Raw genomic sequence first — 17,789 nt, forward strand, 5'->3', positions numbered from 1 at the left:
CGGGCCGCGGCGCGCCCGGCGCCGGCGCCGTCTAGCCAGGTGGCACGTGCTTGTCCACTCCGCGGCGATCCGCGCACAAAACTTAGGACCAGGCCGCGCGCTGCCTACCATCCGTCGGCGGATGCCCGGACTGTCACTTGTCGCCGACAACACCCGTTGCTCACCGGAGCCTGAGCGCACGTCGCTGCACGATGTGCTCGACTTCGTCCTGGAGGGGGCGCGCAACGCGTCTCCTCCGCTCGATGGAGCGGCGCTGCCGCTACGCGCCGAGGCCGAGGCGCTGCCGCTGCTCTGCGAGCTCGCAGAGGCCGCGGCGGAGCTCGCCTCCGGACGCCGCGCGCGCGCGGTCGTGCGCCTGTGCCTCGAGCCCGACCCCTGGGAGCTCGGGCTGGAGCGCGTGGGCCGCGACCTCCTCGTCACCGTCTTCCAGGGCGGGGACGTGCCCGAGGTCGCCCTGCACGAGCGGCGCTTCGACGGCGAAGCGCTCTGCGCGCGCCTCCTCGCGGCCATCGACCGGCTCGCCTCGCGCAGGGGCCCTGGCGCGCGCCGCGACGCCGCCTTCGCCGACAACGACGCGGATCTCGGCGGGCTCGGCGAGCAGCGGCTCCCGGCCGCGCGGCGGTGCCTCGCGGCCTCCCTGCCGTTCTCGCCCGACGAGGCGGGAGGAGAGCCCGCGATCGTGGGCGTCGAGCCGACCGGCGAGATCCCGATCGCCATCGCGGCCGAGGCGCTCCTGCGCACGTCGCAGGGCGCGGCGCTCACGCAGCCGGCCGTGCTCCGGGCCGACCTCTTCTCGCTCCTCTTCCGGGGCAAGATCCGCGTGCTCGTGGGCGAGGAAGCGCGGGAGCTGCCCGACGTCTTCGTCTTTCCGTTCGCCGAGCAGCTCGCGTCGCTGTCGCTCGAGTCGCTCGACGCGTGGGCGCGGCGCCAGCCCTACCACCGGCGGCTGACCGTCGGCGGCGCGATCCTCGGCGTCCGGCTGCACAGCGAGGGGGCGCTGTCGCTCACGCTCGGCGTGCCCCGCGTGGGCCGCGTCCCCTCCGCGGATCCCCGCGCGCCCGGCCCTGGCCGCGTACCCTCGTTCGCGGCCGCCGAGGAGCGGGCGCAGACCTGGACCTTCCCGGCCGTCGACGTGGCGGCGCTCGCCCAGGGCGTTGTCGCGTTCGGGCGGGCGCTCGCGCGCAGCCTGGTGCGCCGCGATCGCGGGCAGACGTCGAACCTGCGCCTGTTCGAGTTCCGGGGGCGCGTCCGCGCGCTCGCCGAGCGGCTCCGCGAGCTCACGCGCAACGACGCGAAGATCAACGTGGCCCCGGAGACGTACCGCGCCTTCGCGGCGGCGGCGCGCCCGCAGGCCGCGGCCGAGGACACGTTCGGGCGGACGCGCCTGCGCTTCACGGCCCGGTGGATCGCGGCGATCCCGTCGATCGATCTCCGCGCCACCTTCCTCTGCGGCGACGTGCTCGTGGTGGGCTCTACGCGCGAGCTGACGTGCATCGATCGGCGCACCGGCGAGTGCCTGTGGCGCAAGCCTGCGCCGCGCGCGGTCTCGGTGATGACGCCGGTCGGCCTCGGGCGGCTCCTGCCCGACGGCACGCTGCAGCTGCACGATCTGTCGAGCGGCGAGGTCGCCTGGTCGACGCGGCTCTCGCCGCGCGTGGGCGCGAACGCCTCGGGCGCGGTGGTGAGCGGCCCCGGGCTGCCGCGGATGCTCATCGTGAGCGAGGGGACGCGCCACCTCGCGGCCGTGGACCTCTACTCGGGCGAGGTGCGCTGGCGCTACGCCGCGCGGCGCGGCGAGAACTTCCGGCTCCGCCGCGCGGGCAAGCTCGTCCTCGTGGGCAGCGGCGAGCCGGCCCTCGCGGCGCTCGACGTGCTGAGCGGCGAGGTCGTGTGGCGCTTCTGCGACCGGCTCCCGTTCGCGTCGCCGGTGGCGGTCGATCAGGACGCGCTCTTCGCGCTGGCGGGCGACGGCGCCTTCGTCGGCCGCGGCGGGGCGCGGCTGCACCACCTCGACCCGTGGTCCGGCGAGGCGAGGTGGACGGTCGATCTGCCGAAGCACGTGGCGCCGGTCGGCGCGCCGCTGCTCGGGCCCGAGACGGTGTGCGTGGTGACCCACGGGCGGCGCGGCACGGGGCTCGTCGGGATCGATCGCCGCACCGGGGCGACGCGCTTCGATCTGACCGCGTGCGCGTCGACGGCCTCGTGCCTCATGGTGGACGATGTGGTCGTCGTGAACAGCGAGGCAGGCGAGATCGTCGGGGTCGGCGCGCACGACGGCGCGGTCCGGTACCGGCACGTCATCGCGGGCGGCGTCGAGGGCGACAGGCCGCGGCGCCTCGAGCCGGTGCTCCGCTCGGGCGCGCTGTTCGTGCCGCAGAGCGAGGTGCACGTCGTCCGGCCGCGCGACGGCGCGCTGCTCGGCAAGGTGCCGACGGACCTCATCCCGGATCTCCTGCGGGTCGACGAGCGGTGCGACGTCTACGTGGCCGAGGAGAGCGGCCACCTCGCGGCCTTCTCCGCGGCCCCGCGGCTCAGCCTCGTCCAGTAGCGGTGGCCGCGGCGGCGCGCGTCAGCGCGGCCGCCGCGCCGGCTTCCAGATGAGCTCGAGCGTCACCTGGGTGACGCCGTCCTCGATGAGCCCGATCCGCTCGGCGGCCTTGCGCGAAAGATCGATGATCCTGCCGCGCTTGAACGGGCCGCGGTCGTTGATCCGCACGCGCACGCGGCGGCCGTCCCGGCGGACCACGTCGACAACGGCGCCGAAGGGCAGCGTCCGGTGCGCGGCCGTGAGCGCGCGCGGGTTGTAGCGTTCGCCGCTCGCGGTGCGGCGGCCGTTGAACTTGTCGGCGTAGTAGGTGGCGCGCCCGCCCTGGATCGGCGTCCCCTTCGCCGCGCTCCGCGCGCTCGCGGGCGCGATCGGCGTGGAGACGCCGTCGATGTCCTCCGGATCGTCGTCCTCGGCCTGGTGCCGCGGGGGCGCCGGCGGGGTGCTCGGCGCGACGCCGATCGCGCTCGGCGCGTCGGCTCCGGTGCGGGGCGCTGCAGGCTGGTGAGCGGAGCAGGCGGGGGTGAAAGAGAGGAGGAGGAAGGCGAGCGTCCTCGCCACGCCGCGGCGTCCACCGGGCGTCATCACGTCGCCTCGGGCGCGGCGCGATCGGCCGACGAGGGGTCGATGTCGGCCGCGGGCGAGGTCACCGCGGCGACCAGGGCCAGGGCCGAGGGCTCGCCGCTCCCCGCCCCGTCCGCGGACGGCGCCGCCTGGGGCCTGGCCTTCGCCCGAACGAACCCGGCCAGCTCGCGGAACGGCACGCCGGTCGGGCAGATCCTCTCCTTCTCGGCGAGCACCTCCTCCGGCACGTGCGCGAGCGCGAGCGCCGCGGCGTCGAAGTCCGGCATGCTCCGCGACGACGCGAGCACCACGGTCATGAGGCCGCGGTAAGCCCCCCTGGAGGCCGCGATGCGCTCGGCCTCCCCGAGATCGCAGCGCCCGCACGCGATGCAGCGGGAGAAGCGGGGCAGGGCCGCGCGCTCGGCGGGCGAGAGCGGCGGCAGGCCATCGGCGTCGTAGTTCTCGCGGAAGAGCGCGAGCCCGCTCGGACCGTCGTCGAACAGACGGCGCACCGCGACCTTGAGGAGCGACCACGCGAGGACCGCGAGGGCCAGGGCACGACCGGAGAGCACGATCCGTCCATAACCCGAAACAGGCCCGCGCGCCGAGCCGATGCGCGCGGGGTCTCCAGATCGGCGCCGGGCGCGTGAACCCGCGTTAACAGCGCCTCGGGCACGCGCAGGTCCGGGGCGACCCGCCGCCGCTGCGATGACCCCTGCGACGCGCGCTCGTCGCCCGAGCTCCGCGGCTCCGGAGATCGCGTGCCGCGCCTGCGCTCCGCGAAAGATCGCGCGACGACGGCCGCCGCCGCGCGAGGACGCCGCGCGGGGGCGCGACGACTCCGCGCATCGGTCCTCGCTGGCACGTCGGGTGCACAGGAGCGAGGCATGCCCAACGACTTGCTTCTCTGCGACAACGGACGCTCCGAAGACCTCGGCGACCTCGCCGAAGGTGCGCTGGTGGAGGCGATGATCGCGGGGGACGAGCGCGCCTGGCGCGCCTTCCACGCCCGCTACGATCGGCTCGTCCACCGCTGCATCAGCGGCGTGATCGCCCGCTTCTCCGCTGTGGTCGCGCAGGACGACATCCGCGACATCCACGCCACGCTGCTCGTGCAGCTGCTCTCGAACGACATGCGCAAGCTGAGGACCTTCGACGCAGGCCGCGGCGCGCGGCTGAGCTCCTGGATCGGCACGCTCGCCGTCCACTGCGCGTACGACCATCTGCGCTCGAGGAGGCGCGCGCCGCGCTGTGCCCCGCTCGACGACGCGGCGGTCGAGCTCCCCTGCGAGCGCCCGTCGCCGCAGGAGCAGGCCGAGCGCCGCGAGCGCGCCGCGCTCGTGGGGCGGGTGCTCCACGCGTTCTCCAACAAGGACCGCGAGTTCGTCGCGCTCTACTTCGCCGAGGGCCTGCCCCCGGAGCAGATCGCGGCGCGGATGGGGATCAGCGTGAAGACGGTGTACTCGAAGCGCCACAAGATCCAGAGCCGCCTGGAGGCGATGCTGTCCAGCGTCAGCCTCGCGGCGTGACGTTTCCCTCCCCCGAAGGGGGCTCGGCGGCCGTCGGCCCTGTGGTATGAGCCGGAGAGGATGGCTCGCCCGCCCCGCACCTCCTCCGCGCTCCCGCTCATCGCGGCCGCCGCCCCGCTGCTCGGCGCGTGCGGCGGCGGCGACGGAGATGCCCCCGCGATCCCCCTCGCCGACGAGCGCGGCGGCGGCGCGCGCGTCGCCGAGATCGTCGGTGACGCCGGGTGGCTCGACCCGGAGGACGAAGAGAGCCGGCGCTGCGCCGCGCCGCCCGCTCGCCGCGCCCACGTCACCGGCGCCACCCTCGTCGCCATCGACAGCTTCGACGAGACCGGTGAGGGCGCGCGCGGCAACCACTACGTGCAAGACAGCGCCGACAAGCCGGTCCCCTACTCGGGGATGACGGTCTTCCAGCCCGCGTTCGACCCCCCGGATCTGCGGCTCATCCCCGGTGACGTTGTCGACGTGCTCGGCGAGCTCACCGAGTTCCTCGGCCCCTCCGCCGGCCGCTTCGGCGGCTGCCGCACCTTGCCCGAAATCGGCGGGACCATGAGCTTCCGCTTCGAGGACCACCCCGCCGTCCCGATCCGCGTGCCGCTCGACGACCTGAAGGGCTATGCGTCGGCGCGCCCGTACATCGGCATGCTCGTGCGGGTCGAGGGCGTCAGGATCGCCGGCGACCCCTCGAGCCGCGACGGCCGCTACGCGGCGTCGATCGACGTCGGGGCCGGCGTGCGCCCCGCCGACGTCCCGCGCCTCTCGAACGAGCTCTACGATCTCGAGCGCGAGGGGCCGCCCCTCGCGGACGGCGCTTCCTTCCGGTCCGTCACCGGCGTGCTCACCTACTTCTACGGCTTCAAGATCGCCCCGCGATGCCCGGCCGATTTCCAGCTGGAAGGCGCGCCGCTGCCCTCCGACGACGCATGCGCTCCCTGAGGCCCACGCTCCTCTCGCCGCTCGTCCTGCTCGCGGCCTGCGGCGGCGCGGCGCCCGGCGGCCCGCCGGCGCCGGGGCACGCCCTCGCCTCGACGCCCGAGGGCAGCGTCGGGCGCATCGAGGTGCGCCACCTCGACGCCCGGCCGCGGCTCGCGCTGGTCTCGCGCGACGGCGATCCCGCGCCCGCGCTCGTCGTCTCGGTCGCGACCGATCTCGGCTCGGTCGCGACGACGGCGCTCGCCAGCGTGGTCGAGGCGCGCCTGCTCGCCGCCGGCTTCGACGTGGACGCGCGCATCGACCGCGGCGCCTTCCGCGTGCGCCTGCTCGTCAGGGACGCGGCGCGCGTCGCGCCGTTCCTGGGCGCGCTGTCGGCGGCGTTCGCGCAGCCCATCGCGGCGGGAAGCCCGGAGGTCGCCCGGGCCGCGGAGCGGACGCAGGCGCTCCGATCGAGCCCGCTCGACGCGCCGGAGCTCTCGCCGATCGCGGCGTGCACCGGCCAGCTGGGCCTCGCGGGCGCCGAGCACGTGGTCGATCTGGCGACGCCCGCGGGCGCGCGGGAGCTCGAGGGGTGGCGCGCCGCCGCGCTGCACGCCGGGCGCACCTCGATCGCCGCCGTCGGCCCGGCCGCGTTCTGCGAGGAGGCGGCGCGCGCGGCGGAGGGCATCGACGCCTGGCCGGCAGGCGGCCCGACCACGGACCCCTGGCCGGCGGCGGACACGGTCGGCGTGTACACGACGAACCAGCTCGGAGGGCGCGCCGCCCGCGTGACCGTCGCCGCGCGCGTCGCGAGCCCCCAGGCGGCCGTCGCCGCGGCGGAGCGGCTCGGCGCGCCTGGGTCCCCGCTCCGCGCGCGCCTCTCGGCGCTCCCCTCCCCGTTTCGCGCCGTCGAGGTGCTCGGGGTCGCCCGCCCGCGCGGCGGCTGCGTGAGCGTGACCATCGAGGCCGCCGATCTGCCCACGGCCCCGCCCGTCGAGGCCTCGGCGGCGCTCGCGGCCGCGGTGGCGCGGCAGGAGATCCGCCGCGGCCTCTCGGCGCCGCCGAACCCCGACGTCGCCACGCGTCAGGTCCTCACCGCGCAGGACCCTCGCGACGCCGGCGCGCGCGCCTCGTGGTGGGCGCTCTCGGGGAGCGCCCCGGGCGCGCCGCCGGAGCGGTGGGCGACGGCGCTCGGCCTCCCTCCGAGCGCCGATCCGCCGAAGCCCGCGCCGCCGGGCGATGCCGGCGCTCGGCGGTTCGAGGCCGAGCTCTCGCGCGCGCTCGCGCCGGGAGCCCAGCCCTCCCTGGACCGGCGGGCGCTGGTCGAGCGCGGGCAAGGCGAGGTCTGGGTCCTGCTCGGGAGCCCGTGCGGCGTCGCCGAGGAAGGGCTGTACGACGCCGGCGCGACGGCGCTCGCCGCGCTCGCCGCCGTGCAGACCCGGCGGCGCGAGCTCGACGTCACGATCGAGCCGTGGGTCACGGCGGATGCCGTCGGCGTGATCGCGCACGCGCCGTTCCGCGACGAGCGCGAGACCCCGGCCGAGCTCGGGCGCCGCGTGGCGAACGCCGCCGCGCGCACGGTCGCGGCGACAACGCTGGGCCCCGAGGCGCTGACGCAGGCGCGCGCCGCGGCGCTCCAGCACCTGGAGCACCTCTCCGGAGGGCGGGCCGCGGCGCTCGAGGCCTTCGCCTCCGCGATCGCGCCCGACCACCCGTCCTGGATCGAGCCGTTCGGCGTCTGGGACCGGGTGGCGAGCGGCGCGCTCGAGACCGTGCAGCTCCGCTGGCAGGCCCTCGCGACCGGCCCGCTCCGGCTCGCCGTCCTCGCGAACGCCGACGCTTCCCAGGCGGCCGCCGCGGCGGAGGCCGCCGAGCGCTGGCTCGCGCCGCGGCTCACCCCGCGCGGGTGCGGCTCACCGGACGGCGCGGTGGTGCCCCGGCTCGGTCACCACGACGCCCGCCTGCCGGCCGGGGCGGCCCTGTCGCAGGCCGTCGTCGGCGCGCGGCTCCCTGCGGCGCGCGAGGCCTCTCCCACGGCGCGCGAGCTCGCCGAGCTCACGGTATCGGCCCTCAACGGCGAAGGCGGCCTGCTCGCGGCCGCGCTCTCTCCCGCGGCGAGCACGACGTCCCCGGCTCCAGCCAGCGCGGCGCCGGCGAAGCGGCCGCTCGCGGCCCGCGCGAGCGCGCGCGTCCTCGGCGGGACACGCGCCGCGGCGCTCGCCGTCGAGATCAGGGCAGAGGCCGGCGAGGTGAGCGAGGCATCGGCCCGCGTGAAGGAGCTCCTCGCCGGCCTGGCGCAGCGGGTGACCGACGCCGATCTCGGCCGCGCCGAGGCCCACCTCGCCCGGCGGGAGCGGGACGCGCTCGCGGAGCCGAGGCGCCGTCTCATCCACCTGTTCAACGGCCGCCCTTCCCGCGCGGCCGCCACGAAAATCACGCTGGCCGCGTGGCGCGCCTTCCTGGCGGGCGCGCTCGGCGCGGACGCGATGGTGACCGTCGAGGCCCGGCCCGACTGATCACTCCCCGCCGTCGAAGTCGCCGGCGTCCTCGAGCTCGGCCGGCCGCCCAGCGCGGGGCGCCTCGGGGCCCTCGTCGTCGGCGTCGGCATCGGCATCGCCGTCGCCGTCCGCGCCCGTGGCCTCGTCCTCGTCGACCTCGTCCTCGTCCTCGTCGTCATCCGGCTGGGTCAGCACGGGGAGCCGGCGCTTGCCGACCGGCCCCTCGTCGACGTAATCGCGCAGCGCCGACATGTCCTTCAGCGCCTCTAGCTTCGCGAGCGCCTTGACCTCGACCTGGCGGATGCGCTCGCGGGTCAGGTTCATGATCGCCCCGACGTCCTCGAGCGTCGTGCCGCCGCGATCCGCGACGTCGAGCGCGCACGTCTCGTTCATGTCCCAGACCTCGAGATCGGGGAAGTTCAGCTTGATCGCGCCCGTCCTGGCCGAGACGTCGAGATAGAGGTGGTGCTGGCACGAGACGTACGGGCACGGCCTCGGACCGTCGACGCACTCGGCGCGGGCCCGCGGCTTGTAGTAATCGGTCTCGGGGTAGAGCATCCGGCCGATCTCGAGCTCGCGCTTGGTCATGCGCTTGACGCTGATCGTCCGCGCCCGGATCTCGCGCTTCCGCCGCGACCTGCGCTGCTCGCGCGTGATGGCGTCCCCCGACTCCGCGGGGTCGACCTGGAGCGCGAGCGCGCCCTCCACGACGGGCTCGGTCGAGCCCGCTGGGTCGCGATCGCCCTCCGCCGCATCCGCACCGTCCAGGCCGAAGATCTCGAGCTCGCTGTCAGACACCGTCGCCATGCGCTGCCTCCGTTTGGTAGCGTCTCCGCTCTCAAGCGCGCGCGTCTCTCCCCGTACGTCCGAGTCCCAGCTCGAACGCAGAGGGATCCGCTCCTAAAGCCCGACGTAAAGCCGGATGCCGTCCCTAAAAAATTGCGACGAAACGAGCCGATGCCCGTCCCGTCGATCGCATCAAACCCAGGCGGGGCCGCGCCCGCGGCCCCATGTACTTCACGACGACGAAAGCCCCGCGACTCGGCCCCTCAAGAGGAAGCCGCCTGTTTCGTGAGCCGCGCTTGCGCCATCAAGCGCTCTTCTATCAACGCCAGCTTGGAGACGAGCTCCCTCGCGAGCGACTCTGCGCTCGCGAGGTCCTGGGCTATCGCCCTGCCGCTCGTCTCGCTCCGCCTCTCCTTGGCGGCATCCCTGAGCGCATTGAAGACCTTGGTCATCGTGCGCTCGAGCTCCTCGATATCACCTCTCACGAACAGGAATTCACGCTGGATCTCTTCGATGGTGTAGTCCTGGGCCATCATCTCTTTGATGCGCTGAACCTGGCGGACTACCGTGGCCGGATACATCCCCTGCGAGCCCTGGTGCTTGCCCTTGCGCCCTACCCGCACACTTCGCGGGAGCAAGCCGAGCTGCACGTACTTCCGGAGCGTCGCCTCGCTGAACTTGATGCCATGAGCCGCGAACAGCTCGAGGATATCGCTCGAAGTGATCCCCTGGGCGTGCTCCCGCTCGATGCGATCAAGCACCTCCTCAGGGATCCTCTGCACCGGTCCTCCCATCGATCGCCGGAGGCCCTACCCAACCGACGCGGGCGACTCTATTCCACTGAATGGAATACAGTCAATTGACGCGACTACGATTATTGTGTGGCTGTCGCGAGACGCGGTGCTTTGCCGGGGTTCTTGACAACCCTCGGACATTTTTCGTCCGTAGGAGCGACGCGTCGGCCCGCCCGGCACGACGCGGGTCGGGGGCCGGGGTGGGAAAAAAACGACGCGCGGTTCAATGGGTGCGAGCAGGGAGGCGCCCGACACCCAGCGGGCCTCGTGGAGCGGCATGCCCCGTACCCTGACACACATCGGTCCTTTCAGACAAAAGGGCTGATAGTCTCGCCGCCACCATGGCCAAAGCCCTCGCCAGCGAGGGTCGGGGCTCGGCCTCTCCCGCCGCCCCCCGACCCGTCGAACGCGTCATCAGGGATGTCACCGCCCGGGGTGTCAGGATGCGGGTCCTGGTCGCCGGCGCGGGCAACGGCCCGGCGCTGCTGCTGATCCACAGCTTCCTCGTCAGCCACCTGGAGTTCGACGACGTGATCGACACGCTGGCCCAGCGGTTCCACGTCATCGCCCCGGACCTGCCGGGCTTCGGCGAGAGCGAGAAGCCGAGCCCGGCGCGGTACGCTTACGGCATCGAGACGTTCTCCGAGGCCGTGGCCGACCTCATCGCCGCCTTCGGCGTCGGCCGCGCGCACCTCGTCGGCCACGCGATGGGCGCCGCCGTCGCGATCACGCTGGCCGCCAACCACCCGGAGCTCGTGCAGCGGCTCGTCCTGGAGGACGCGCTCTGTTACCCGTTCCCGATGAGCTTCAAGATGAAGCTCCCGCTCCTGCCGGTCGTGGGTGGCATCGTCTTCAAGCAGCTCCACGGCCGCGGCACGTTCCGGTCGTACTTCCGCGACGACGTGTTCCGGGCGGACGCGGCCGTGCCACTGTCGCGCGTCGACCGGCACTACGATCTCTTCAACGCCCCCTCGGCGCGCGAGAGCGCGCACGCGGTGATGCGCGCGGTGCTCGACGCGCGCCCCGTCGTGGCGCGCCTTACCCGGATCACGGCGCCGACGCTCGTCGTGTGGGGGCGCGACGATCGCATCTTCCCGGCGGCGAGCGCGCAGCGGCTCGCCCGCGAGATCTCCGGCGCGATGCTCGAGATCATGGACGCCGGGCACTCGCCCCACGAGGAGCGGCCGGGGGAGTTCGTCGCGCTCGTGACGCAGTTCCTCGAAGGGAAGCGGTGACGGCGACGGCGCGCTGGGCTCGGCTCTCGCGCGGCGCGGCACGAGCGGCCGGGCGCGCGGGGCGCGCCGTCCTCGGCGAGGACGCGGCGCGGCGGTTCCTGGGGGACCGCTCGGCGCTGCTCGGCCTCGGGATCGTCGCGCTGCTCTCGCTGTTCGCCGCCGTGGGGCCGGCCGTCATCCCCCACGACCCGAACGTGAGCGACTTCACCCTGGCCCGCGACGCCTCCGGCGCGCCGCCCGGGCCGTCGGCCGCCCACTGGCTCGGGACGGACCCGCTCTTCCGCGACCTGCTCGCGCGCCTCGCCCACGGCGCGCGGCTCTCCCTCGCCATCGCGCTCTCGTCCACGGCCCTCGCCACGGGGCTCGGCGCGCTCGTCGGCGTCACGGCCGGCATGGCCGCCGGCACGCGGGCGGACGCGCTCGACGGCGCGCTCATGCGGCTCGTCGATGTGATCCTCGCCCTGCCGTACCTCCTGTTCGTGACCGCGATCGGCGTCGCCGTGGGGCGCGCGGACGTGGGGACGATCCTGCTCGTGCTCGGCCTCACGGGGTGGACCGGGGCGGCGCGGGTCGTCCGGGCCAAGACGGCGGAGCTCGCGCAGCGCGATTTCGTGGCCTCGGCGCGCGCGCTCGGCGCGGGGCCGCTGCACATCGTCCGGCGGCACGTCCTGCCGAACGTGGGCGGGACCCTGCTCGCCCTCGCGACCATCAGCGCCGGGCAGATGATCCTCGCGGAGGCCGCCCTCGGCTACCTGGGCGTCGGCGCGCAGCCGCCGACCGCGACGTGGGGCCGCATGCTGCACGAGGCCGAGCCGTACCTCGGGGTAAGGCCGCTCCTTGTGGCCGCGCCGGGCTTCGCCATCGTGCTCGCCGTGCTCGGCTTCCACCGCGCGAGCGAGGGGCTCCGCGACGCGCTCGATCCGGCCGGCGCGGCGCTCCCGCGCGGCCGTCGCCTGCCGGTCGATCTGCTCGTCGCGGGCGCGGCGCTGCTCCTGCTCTCGGGCGGCTCGGCGGGCGGCGTCCGCGCGCCCCTCGGCGGCGAGCCGGCGCCCGCCGCGCCCGTGCGCGGCGGGACGCTGCGCCTCGCGACCACGGTCAACGCGCGCGCGCTCGATCCGGCGATCGCGTACGACGAGCTCTCGAGCACCGTCGCGGAGCTCGTCTTCGCCCGCCTCGTCACGTGGGATGAGGGCGGCCGCATCACGCCCGATCTCGCGCGCGCGATCGAGGTTTCGCGCGGCGGGCGGACGTACGTCTTCACGCTGCGCGAGGGCGTGCGGTTCCACGACGGCGCGGAGCTCCGCGCCGCCGACGTGAAGCGCTCGATCGAGCGGACGCTCCACCCGAGGACGCCGAGCCCGGGCGCGAGCCAGTACGACATGATCGAGGGCTTCGCCGAGTACCACGCGGGCGCGGCGCCGCACCTCGCCGGCGTGCGGGTGCTCGGCGATCACGCCGTCGCGATCGATCTGCGCGCGCCGGACGCGACGTTCCTGCCCCTCATGACGCTCGCGTTCATGGCGCCGGTGTGCCCCTCGTCCGGGGCCACGGTCGACGCGGCGAGCCCGCCGCCGCCGTGCGGCGCCGGCCCGTTCCGCGTCGCGCGGTGGGACCAGGACGGCAGCATCGGGCTCGCCCGCCACGAGGGGTACTTCCGGCCGGGCCTGCCGTACCTCGACGCCATCGCGTGGCAGACGGGCGTGCGCGCGACGACCCAGCGCTACAAGTTCGAGCAGGGCGAGCTCGACGTCCTGCGCGATCTGACGGCGATCGACGCGGCGGCCTACCGCGCCGCGCCCGGGTGGGAGGGGCAGAGGCGCTGGGTGACGCGGAACAGGACCAACGCCGTCTTCCTCAACACCGAGCTCGCGCCGTTCGACCAGCTCGCCGTCCGGCGCGCTGTCGCGTTCGCCCTCGACCCCACCGTGCTGGAGAAGGTACGCCCCGATCTGCTCGCGCTCGACCGGGTGCTGCCGCCGTCGATCCCGGGCCCCCCGCGCGACGCGCCGATGCGGCAGCACGACCTCCCGCGCGCGCTCGCGCAGATGGCCGAGGCCGGCTACCCGTACGACCCGGCGACCGGGAAGGGCGGCTACCCGGGCGTCATCGACTACATCGCGGTCCCGGACACGCTGGAGCAGGCGATCGGCGAGATCGTCCAGCAGCAGCTCGCCAGGATCGGCCTCCGCGTCCGCCTGCGGCTCGTCAGCTGGGCGACCTACCTCGCCGAGGCCTCGCGGCGCCGCGCCGTCCCCATGGGCTGGGTCGGGTGGCAGGCCGATTTCCCCGACCCGGCGAGCGTCTTCGAGCCGACGCTCTCCACGCGCGCCATCCGCGACGAGGGCTCGCAGAACTACGCCTTTTTCAGCGACGAGGAGCTCGATCGCACGCTCGACGCCGCCCACGCCGAGCAGGATGGCGCGCGGCGCCTCGCGCTCTACGACCGCGCCGAGCGCATCGTCCGCGATCGCGCGCCCTGGGTGCCCACCTACACGGCGCGGCAGCTCGAGCTCTGGCACCCCTACGTGCGCGGCCACGAGGGCGCCGCCGCGCTCACGTCCCGCCTCCACGAGGTCTGGCTCGACCCATCCGCGCGGGCCGCGGCCGGCGGAGGGCCGCGCGCGGCCGCGCCACGAACCGCGACGCCGCTCCGCGCGCTGCTCGCGCGCGCGGCCCTTCCCCGATGAGCACCACGCGCGCGCGCCGTGCCTCCACGCCCCGCCCGGGCCGCGCCTCCGCGGTGGGCACCGCGATCGCGCGCCTGCTCCGGCGCCTCGGCTGGGCCGCGATCGTCATCGCGGGGGTCACCGCCGTCTCGTTCGGGATAGCGTACCTCCTGCCGGGAGACGCCGGGCGGATGCTCGTCGGACCGCAGGCCTCGGCGGCGGACCTCGAGCGCGCGCGGGCCATCCACGGGCTGGATCGCCCGGTCCCCGTGCAGTTCGCGCGGTTCGTCCGGCGGCTCGTCCACCTCGGCCCCGCGGGGGTCGACGACGGCGGAGCCGCGGGCGCGCGCGCCGATCCGGAGCACCGCAGCTGCGCGGCGGGGCCGCTCGGCCTGCACGTCGACCTCGGCTACAGCTTCCATTACCGCAAGCCGGTCGTGGATCTGCTCGAGGCGAAGGTGCCGCGCTCCGTCGAGCTCGCGCTGGCCGCCCTGCTGGTGCAGCTCCTGCTCGGCCTCTCGCTCGGGATCGTCGCGGCGGTCCGCCGCGGGACGGCCTGGGAGGACGCGGCGCTCGGCGCCACCCTGCTCGGCGCGAGCGCGCCGACCTTCGTGATCGGCCCCGCGCTCCAGTACGTGCTCGCCTACAAGCTCCAGCTCTTGCCCTACGACGGGTACGGCGTCACGGCGGCCGATCACCTGCGCTCCCTCGTCCTGCCGGCGCTGACGCTCGGCGTGTTCGGCAGCGCCCTCTACGCGCGCATCGTCCGCGAGGAGCTCCGGACGCTGCTCCGCCAGGACTTCATCCGCACCGCGCGCGCCAAGGGCGCATCTCGCCTGCGCGCGCTCGTCGTCCATGCGCTGCGCAACGCGCTCTTGCCGCTCGCCACGCTCGCCGCGCTCGACCTCGGGGCGCTGGCGGGCGGCGCGATCGTCACGGAGAAGCTCTTCCGCTGGCCCGGCGTGGGGAGCATGGCGGTCGAGGCGCTCCAGAACCGGGACGGCCCGCTCATCGTCGGGACGGTGCTCTTCTCCGCGGCCGCCATCGTGCTCGCCACCGTGGCGCTCGATGTCGCGGCCCTGGCCCTCGATCCCCGGCTCAGGTCGCGATCGCGCTGAGCGCGGACCGCACGCTCACGGCATGCCGGCGAGCGCGCGGCACTCGGCGCCGAGCGAGGACTCGGGCGAGGAGAGCTCGGCGCACTTGCGGAACGAGGCCCGCCCACCGCGCCCGGCCGCCTGCTCTGCGGCGCCGCGCAGGTGCCACGCCGCGGCGCTCCCCGGGGAGGCGGCGGTGAGCTGCTGCGCGAGCTGCACCGCCTTGCCGGTCTGCCCCGACTCCAGCGCGCGCATCACGCGCGTCGAGAGGGGCCCGCCCTCGTCCGGCGCGGCAGGCGCGGACGCGGCAGGCGCGGACGCGGGCGGGGCAGCCGAGGGCTCCGGCTCCCGCGCCGGTGCGGCGGCCTGGCCCGCGGTCGCCGCCGCGCTCGGCGGCGCCGCGGGGGTGGTCGGCGCGTGCGAAGCGCGCTCGGAAGGCGCTCCGGCCGGCGCGGGGCTCGCCGCGGCAGGCTTCGCCCGCGCGCTCGCCGAGGCCGGCGCGGCCGGCTGGCCCGCCGGGGCGTCGGCGGGGGTCGCTGCGGAGAGCCCCGCCGCGGCGGCGGCCGCCGGCTCTCCTTCCGGCTCCGACGCGGCCAGAGCCGCTGCGGGCACCGCCGCGGAGTGCTGCGCCGCCGGTCCGTCCTCCGGCAAGGGCGCATGGACCGGGGCCGCTGGCACGGGGCGCCCCGTCTGGCCGACCAGCCACACGCCGGCGGCCCCGAGCGCGAGCGCGGTGACCAGGCCGGCGACGATCCGCGCGGTGCGGGCCCGGCGCTCCTCGTGGCGGGGCCCGAAGAGCGTGGCCTCGACCGCGCCGGCGGTCGTATCGGCGTCCTCGGCCGAGGGATGCTCCCGCGCCGCCATCCCCTCCGGCGCGTCCACCCCGCCGCCGAGGAAGAAGCGCTCGCTCTCGCTGATCGGCCCGCGGTCGCCAGGAGCCGCGTCGTCCGGCGCCGCCGCGAGGCTCGCCGCCGGGGCGGCGTCCGGCACCGGCAGCGGCGGCGGGGAGGCCTCGATCGGGCGCGTCTCCCCGGCCTTCGCTTCGACGGGCTGCGGCGCATGCGCACGCTCCGGCGCGCGCGGGATGGCGACAGGCGGCGGCGCGTCGCTCGGCGGGCGGGGGCGCAGCGTGGGGCTCGTCGACGCCGCCGGGGTGCGCTCCTCTCCGGCGGGCAGCGCGCCGCCCGCTGCCGCCGGAAGCGCAGGCGGCGCTGCCGCAGGCGCGGGCGGCGCCGCGGGCTCGGGAGGCGCCGCTGCGGGCGCCTCGGGGGGCGTGGAGCGAACGCGCTGCTCGGCGGAAGCGGCCGCGGGCCTGTCGCTCTTCGTGGAGCGCTGCTTCTGGGCGAAGCTGCGCGGCGTCACGAGCGGTCGCGTGAGCGGGGCCTCATCGCTGCTCGCGAGCGTGGTGTCCTTGTCGAGATCGACCTCGGCGCGCGGCCGCGCAATCCGGGCGGCCTCGGCAGGCGATGCGGCGTTCCGCGGCGGCTCCGACGGCGCGCGACCCCCCGCGGCCCCGGGCCGCACCGCGGTGTTCCGCGGCGGCTCCGACGGCGCGCGGCCCCCCGCGGCCCCGGGCCGCACCGCGGCGTTCCGCGGTGGATCCGACGGCGCGCGGCCCCCTGTCACGCCGGCGCGCGCCGCCGCGGCCGAGACGGTGCTCCGCGGCGGCTCCGACGGCGCGCGGCCACCCGCCGCGCCGGAGCGCGCCGTCGCGGCCGAGACGGCGCTCCGCGGCGGCTCCGACGGCGCGCGCGCCCCCTCCGGCGCGGAGCGCGCCACGGCGGCGCTCGCGCTGGCCGCTCGGCCGACCGCCCCCGGCCCGTGCACCGCGCTGCGGGTCGTCACGGGGCGCCCGGGGGACTCCGCGTCGGGGTCCCCCGCCGGCGCGTGCAGCTCGTGACCGGGCCGGGAGCGCGGGAGCACCGCCGGAGAGACCCGGTTCGAGAGCGGCGCCGGGACCACGGCGGCGTCCTCGAGGTCGTCGGAGCCGGCGTTCCCCGGGCTCCCCTCGGGGTAGTTGGAGTTGGAGCGCCGCGCGCTCGACGGCGACGAGAGCGGCGAGAACTCGTCGTGGAACGCCGCCTCCGGCTCGCTCGGCACCACGTCGTCGGGGGGGAGCGCCGCGGCGGGCACCAGCAGCCCCTCGAAGTAGAGCTTCGAGATGGTCGAGAGCGTCGAGAGATCCTCGAACGGGGACGCGTCGACCACCTGCATCAGCGTGCGCTTGCCGTCGAACAGGCGCAGGATCCCGTTCAGCTCGTCGGGGATCTCGTTCAGCCGCTCCAGGAGCTCCTCGCTGTCGACCTCGAAGACGGTCGCGAGCGACGGCAGCGCCTCGAGGAGCCGGCCCCACTCGTCGACGCGGCGCATGCCCTCCATGAGCAGGCCCTGCGTCGACGTCTCGATCCCGTCGGGGTTGTCGACCTTGCAGAACTCGACCTCGAACGTCCCCTCGTTCCACAGGAGCGCGCGGTAGACGGCCTCCTCGCCGCAGAGCCGGCCGAGCGTCGCGTCGACGACCTTGCCCTCGCGGAAGTAGACCTGCGCCTCGTTGTCCGCGTGCGACAGGTGGACGATCCCGCTCTTCCGGCTCACCTCGAACGTCTGCAGCAGATCCACGACGTTCATGTCGAGGATCGATCCGGAGAACCTGGTCCGCCCCGTCGTCGAGAAGTGGCGCGTCGTGATCCCCTCGCGCGTCCGCCGCGCGAGGAGCAGCGTCACGCGCGCGATGAGCTCGCGCACGAAGATCGGCTTGGTCAGGTAGTCCTCGACGCCGAGCTCCAGCCCGCGGATCTTGTCCTCGATGGACCTCTGGCTCGTGAGGAAGACGACCGGGATCGAGGCCCAGTCGGCGTGCTCCTTCATCTTGCGGACGAGGGCATACCCGTCCACGTTGGGGAGGCGCGTGTCGCTGAGGACGAGGTCCGGCGTGGAGACCTCGAGCTTCGCGAGAGCGTCCGCTCCGTCCTTCGCGGTGGTCACGCTGTAACCGGCCTTTTTCAGGCTGACCTCGAGGACCCGAACGCTTCGCGGATCCGCGTCGACCAGGAGGAGCTGTTGCTTGGCCACTAGAGGTTTCCGCCTCGCGAAGGATGGCGAGCCCGAACGGACGCTGTCAAGCGCTCCGCCCTGAGCGTCGCCGCTGCCGTCGATCGCTTGTCCC

The 17,789-nt window shown here is 75.5% G+C and carries 12 protein-coding genes; 7 read left to right on the top strand and 5 right to left on the bottom strand.

Annotated elements, in window-relative coordinates; translation table 11 throughout:
- Nucleotides 1-121: 121 nt before the first annotated feature.
- Nucleotides 122-2,548: a PQQ-binding-like beta-propeller repeat protein gene (locus WMF45_RS20655; protein ID WP_437718595.1), complete on the top strand. Its 2,427-nt coding sequence runs from the start codon at nt 122-124 to the stop codon at nt 2,546-2,548.
- A 21-nt stretch (nt 2,549-2,569) separates the two neighbouring features.
- On the opposite strand, the gene WMF45_RS20660 is transcribed toward WMF45_RS20655, so the two are convergent.
- Nucleotides 2,570-2,938, bottom strand: a complete 369-nt coding sequence (locus WMF45_RS20660) for a septal ring lytic transglycosylase RlpA family protein (RefSeq protein ID WP_437719559.1) — start codon at nt 2,936-2,938, stop codon at nt 2,570-2,572.
- A gap of 191 nt (nt 2,939-3,129) precedes the next feature.
- Entirely contained in the window at nt 3,130-3,681 is a 552-nt protein-coding gene (locus tag WMF45_RS20665; protein WP_437718596.1) for a hypothetical protein, read from the bottom strand.
- Between the two features lie 315 nt (nt 3,682-3,996).
- Here WMF45_RS20665 and WMF45_RS20670 point away from each other — a divergent pair, with 315 nt between their 5' ends.
- The 3 genes from WMF45_RS20670 to WMF45_RS20680 are packed head-to-tail and all read left to right on the top strand — an operon-like array spanning nt 3,997 to nt 8,063.
- Entirely contained in the window at nt 3,997-4,638 is a 642-nt protein-coding gene (locus tag WMF45_RS20670) for an RNA polymerase sigma factor (RefSeq protein ID WP_437718597.1), read from the top strand.
- Between the two features lie 60 nt (nt 4,639-4,698).
- Nucleotides 4,699-5,571 (top strand): hypothetical protein, encoded by an 873-nt coding sequence (locus WMF45_RS20675; protein ID WP_437718598.1) that lies wholly within the window; start codon nt 4,699-4,701, stop codon nt 5,569-5,571.
- On the top strand, nt 5,559-8,063 hold the full coding sequence (locus tag WMF45_RS20680; RefSeq protein ID WP_437718599.1) for a hypothetical protein: 2,505 nt from the start codon (nt 5,559-5,561) through the stop codon (nt 8,061-8,063). The genes WMF45_RS20675 and WMF45_RS20680 overlap by 13 nt, the downstream gene beginning before the upstream one ends.
- Here the strand turns inward: WMF45_RS20680 and WMF45_RS20685 are convergent, their stop codons facing one another.
- Nucleotides 8,064-8,852, bottom strand: a complete 789-nt coding sequence (locus tag WMF45_RS20685) for a sigma factor-like helix-turn-helix DNA-binding protein (protein ID WP_437718600.1) — start codon at nt 8,850-8,852, stop codon at nt 8,064-8,066.
- A 242-nt stretch (nt 8,853-9,094) separates the two neighbouring features.
- Nucleotides 9,095-9,613, bottom strand: a complete 519-nt coding sequence (locus WMF45_RS20690) for a MerR family transcriptional regulator (protein ID WP_437300694.1) — start codon at nt 9,611-9,613, stop codon at nt 9,095-9,097.
- 455 nt (nt 9,614-10,068) lie between these two features.
- On the opposite strand from WMF45_RS20690, the gene WMF45_RS20695 reads away from it, so the two are divergent.
- From WMF45_RS20695 to WMF45_RS20705, 3 genes are read left to right on the top strand one after another with little or no spacing between them, the layout of a single operon-like run.
- On the top strand, nt 10,069-10,860 hold the full coding sequence (locus WMF45_RS20695) for an alpha/beta fold hydrolase (RefSeq protein ID WP_437553997.1): 792 nt from the start codon (nt 10,069-10,071) through the stop codon (nt 10,858-10,860).
- Entirely contained in the window at nt 10,857-13,547 is a 2,691-nt protein-coding gene (locus WMF45_RS20700) for an ABC transporter substrate-binding protein (protein ID WP_437718601.1), read from the top strand. Before WMF45_RS20695 ends, WMF45_RS20700 begins: the two co-directional genes overlap by 4 nt.
- Nucleotides 13,544-14,644 carry an ABC transporter permease gene (locus WMF45_RS20705; RefSeq protein ID WP_437718602.1) on the top strand — a complete coding sequence of 367 codons (1,101 nt, stop codon included), beginning with the start codon at nt 13,544-13,546 and terminating at the stop codon, nt 14,642-14,644. The genes WMF45_RS20700 and WMF45_RS20705 overlap by 4 nt, the downstream gene beginning before the upstream one ends.
- 15 nt (nt 14,645-14,659) lie before the next feature.
- On the opposite strand, the gene WMF45_RS20710 is transcribed toward WMF45_RS20705, so the two are convergent.
- Nucleotides 14,660-17,695 carry a response regulator gene (locus tag WMF45_RS20710; protein WP_437718603.1) on the bottom strand — a complete coding sequence of 1,012 codons (3,036 nt, stop codon included), beginning with the start codon at nt 17,693-17,695 and terminating at the stop codon, nt 14,660-14,662.
- Nucleotides 17,696-17,789: the final 94 nt, after the last annotated feature.

This window comes from Sorangium sp. So ce448 (genome assembly GCF_051520915.1).
Classification (GTDB): Bacteria; Myxococcota_A; Polyangia; order Polyangiales; family Polyangiaceae; genus Sorangium; species Sorangium cellulosum_B.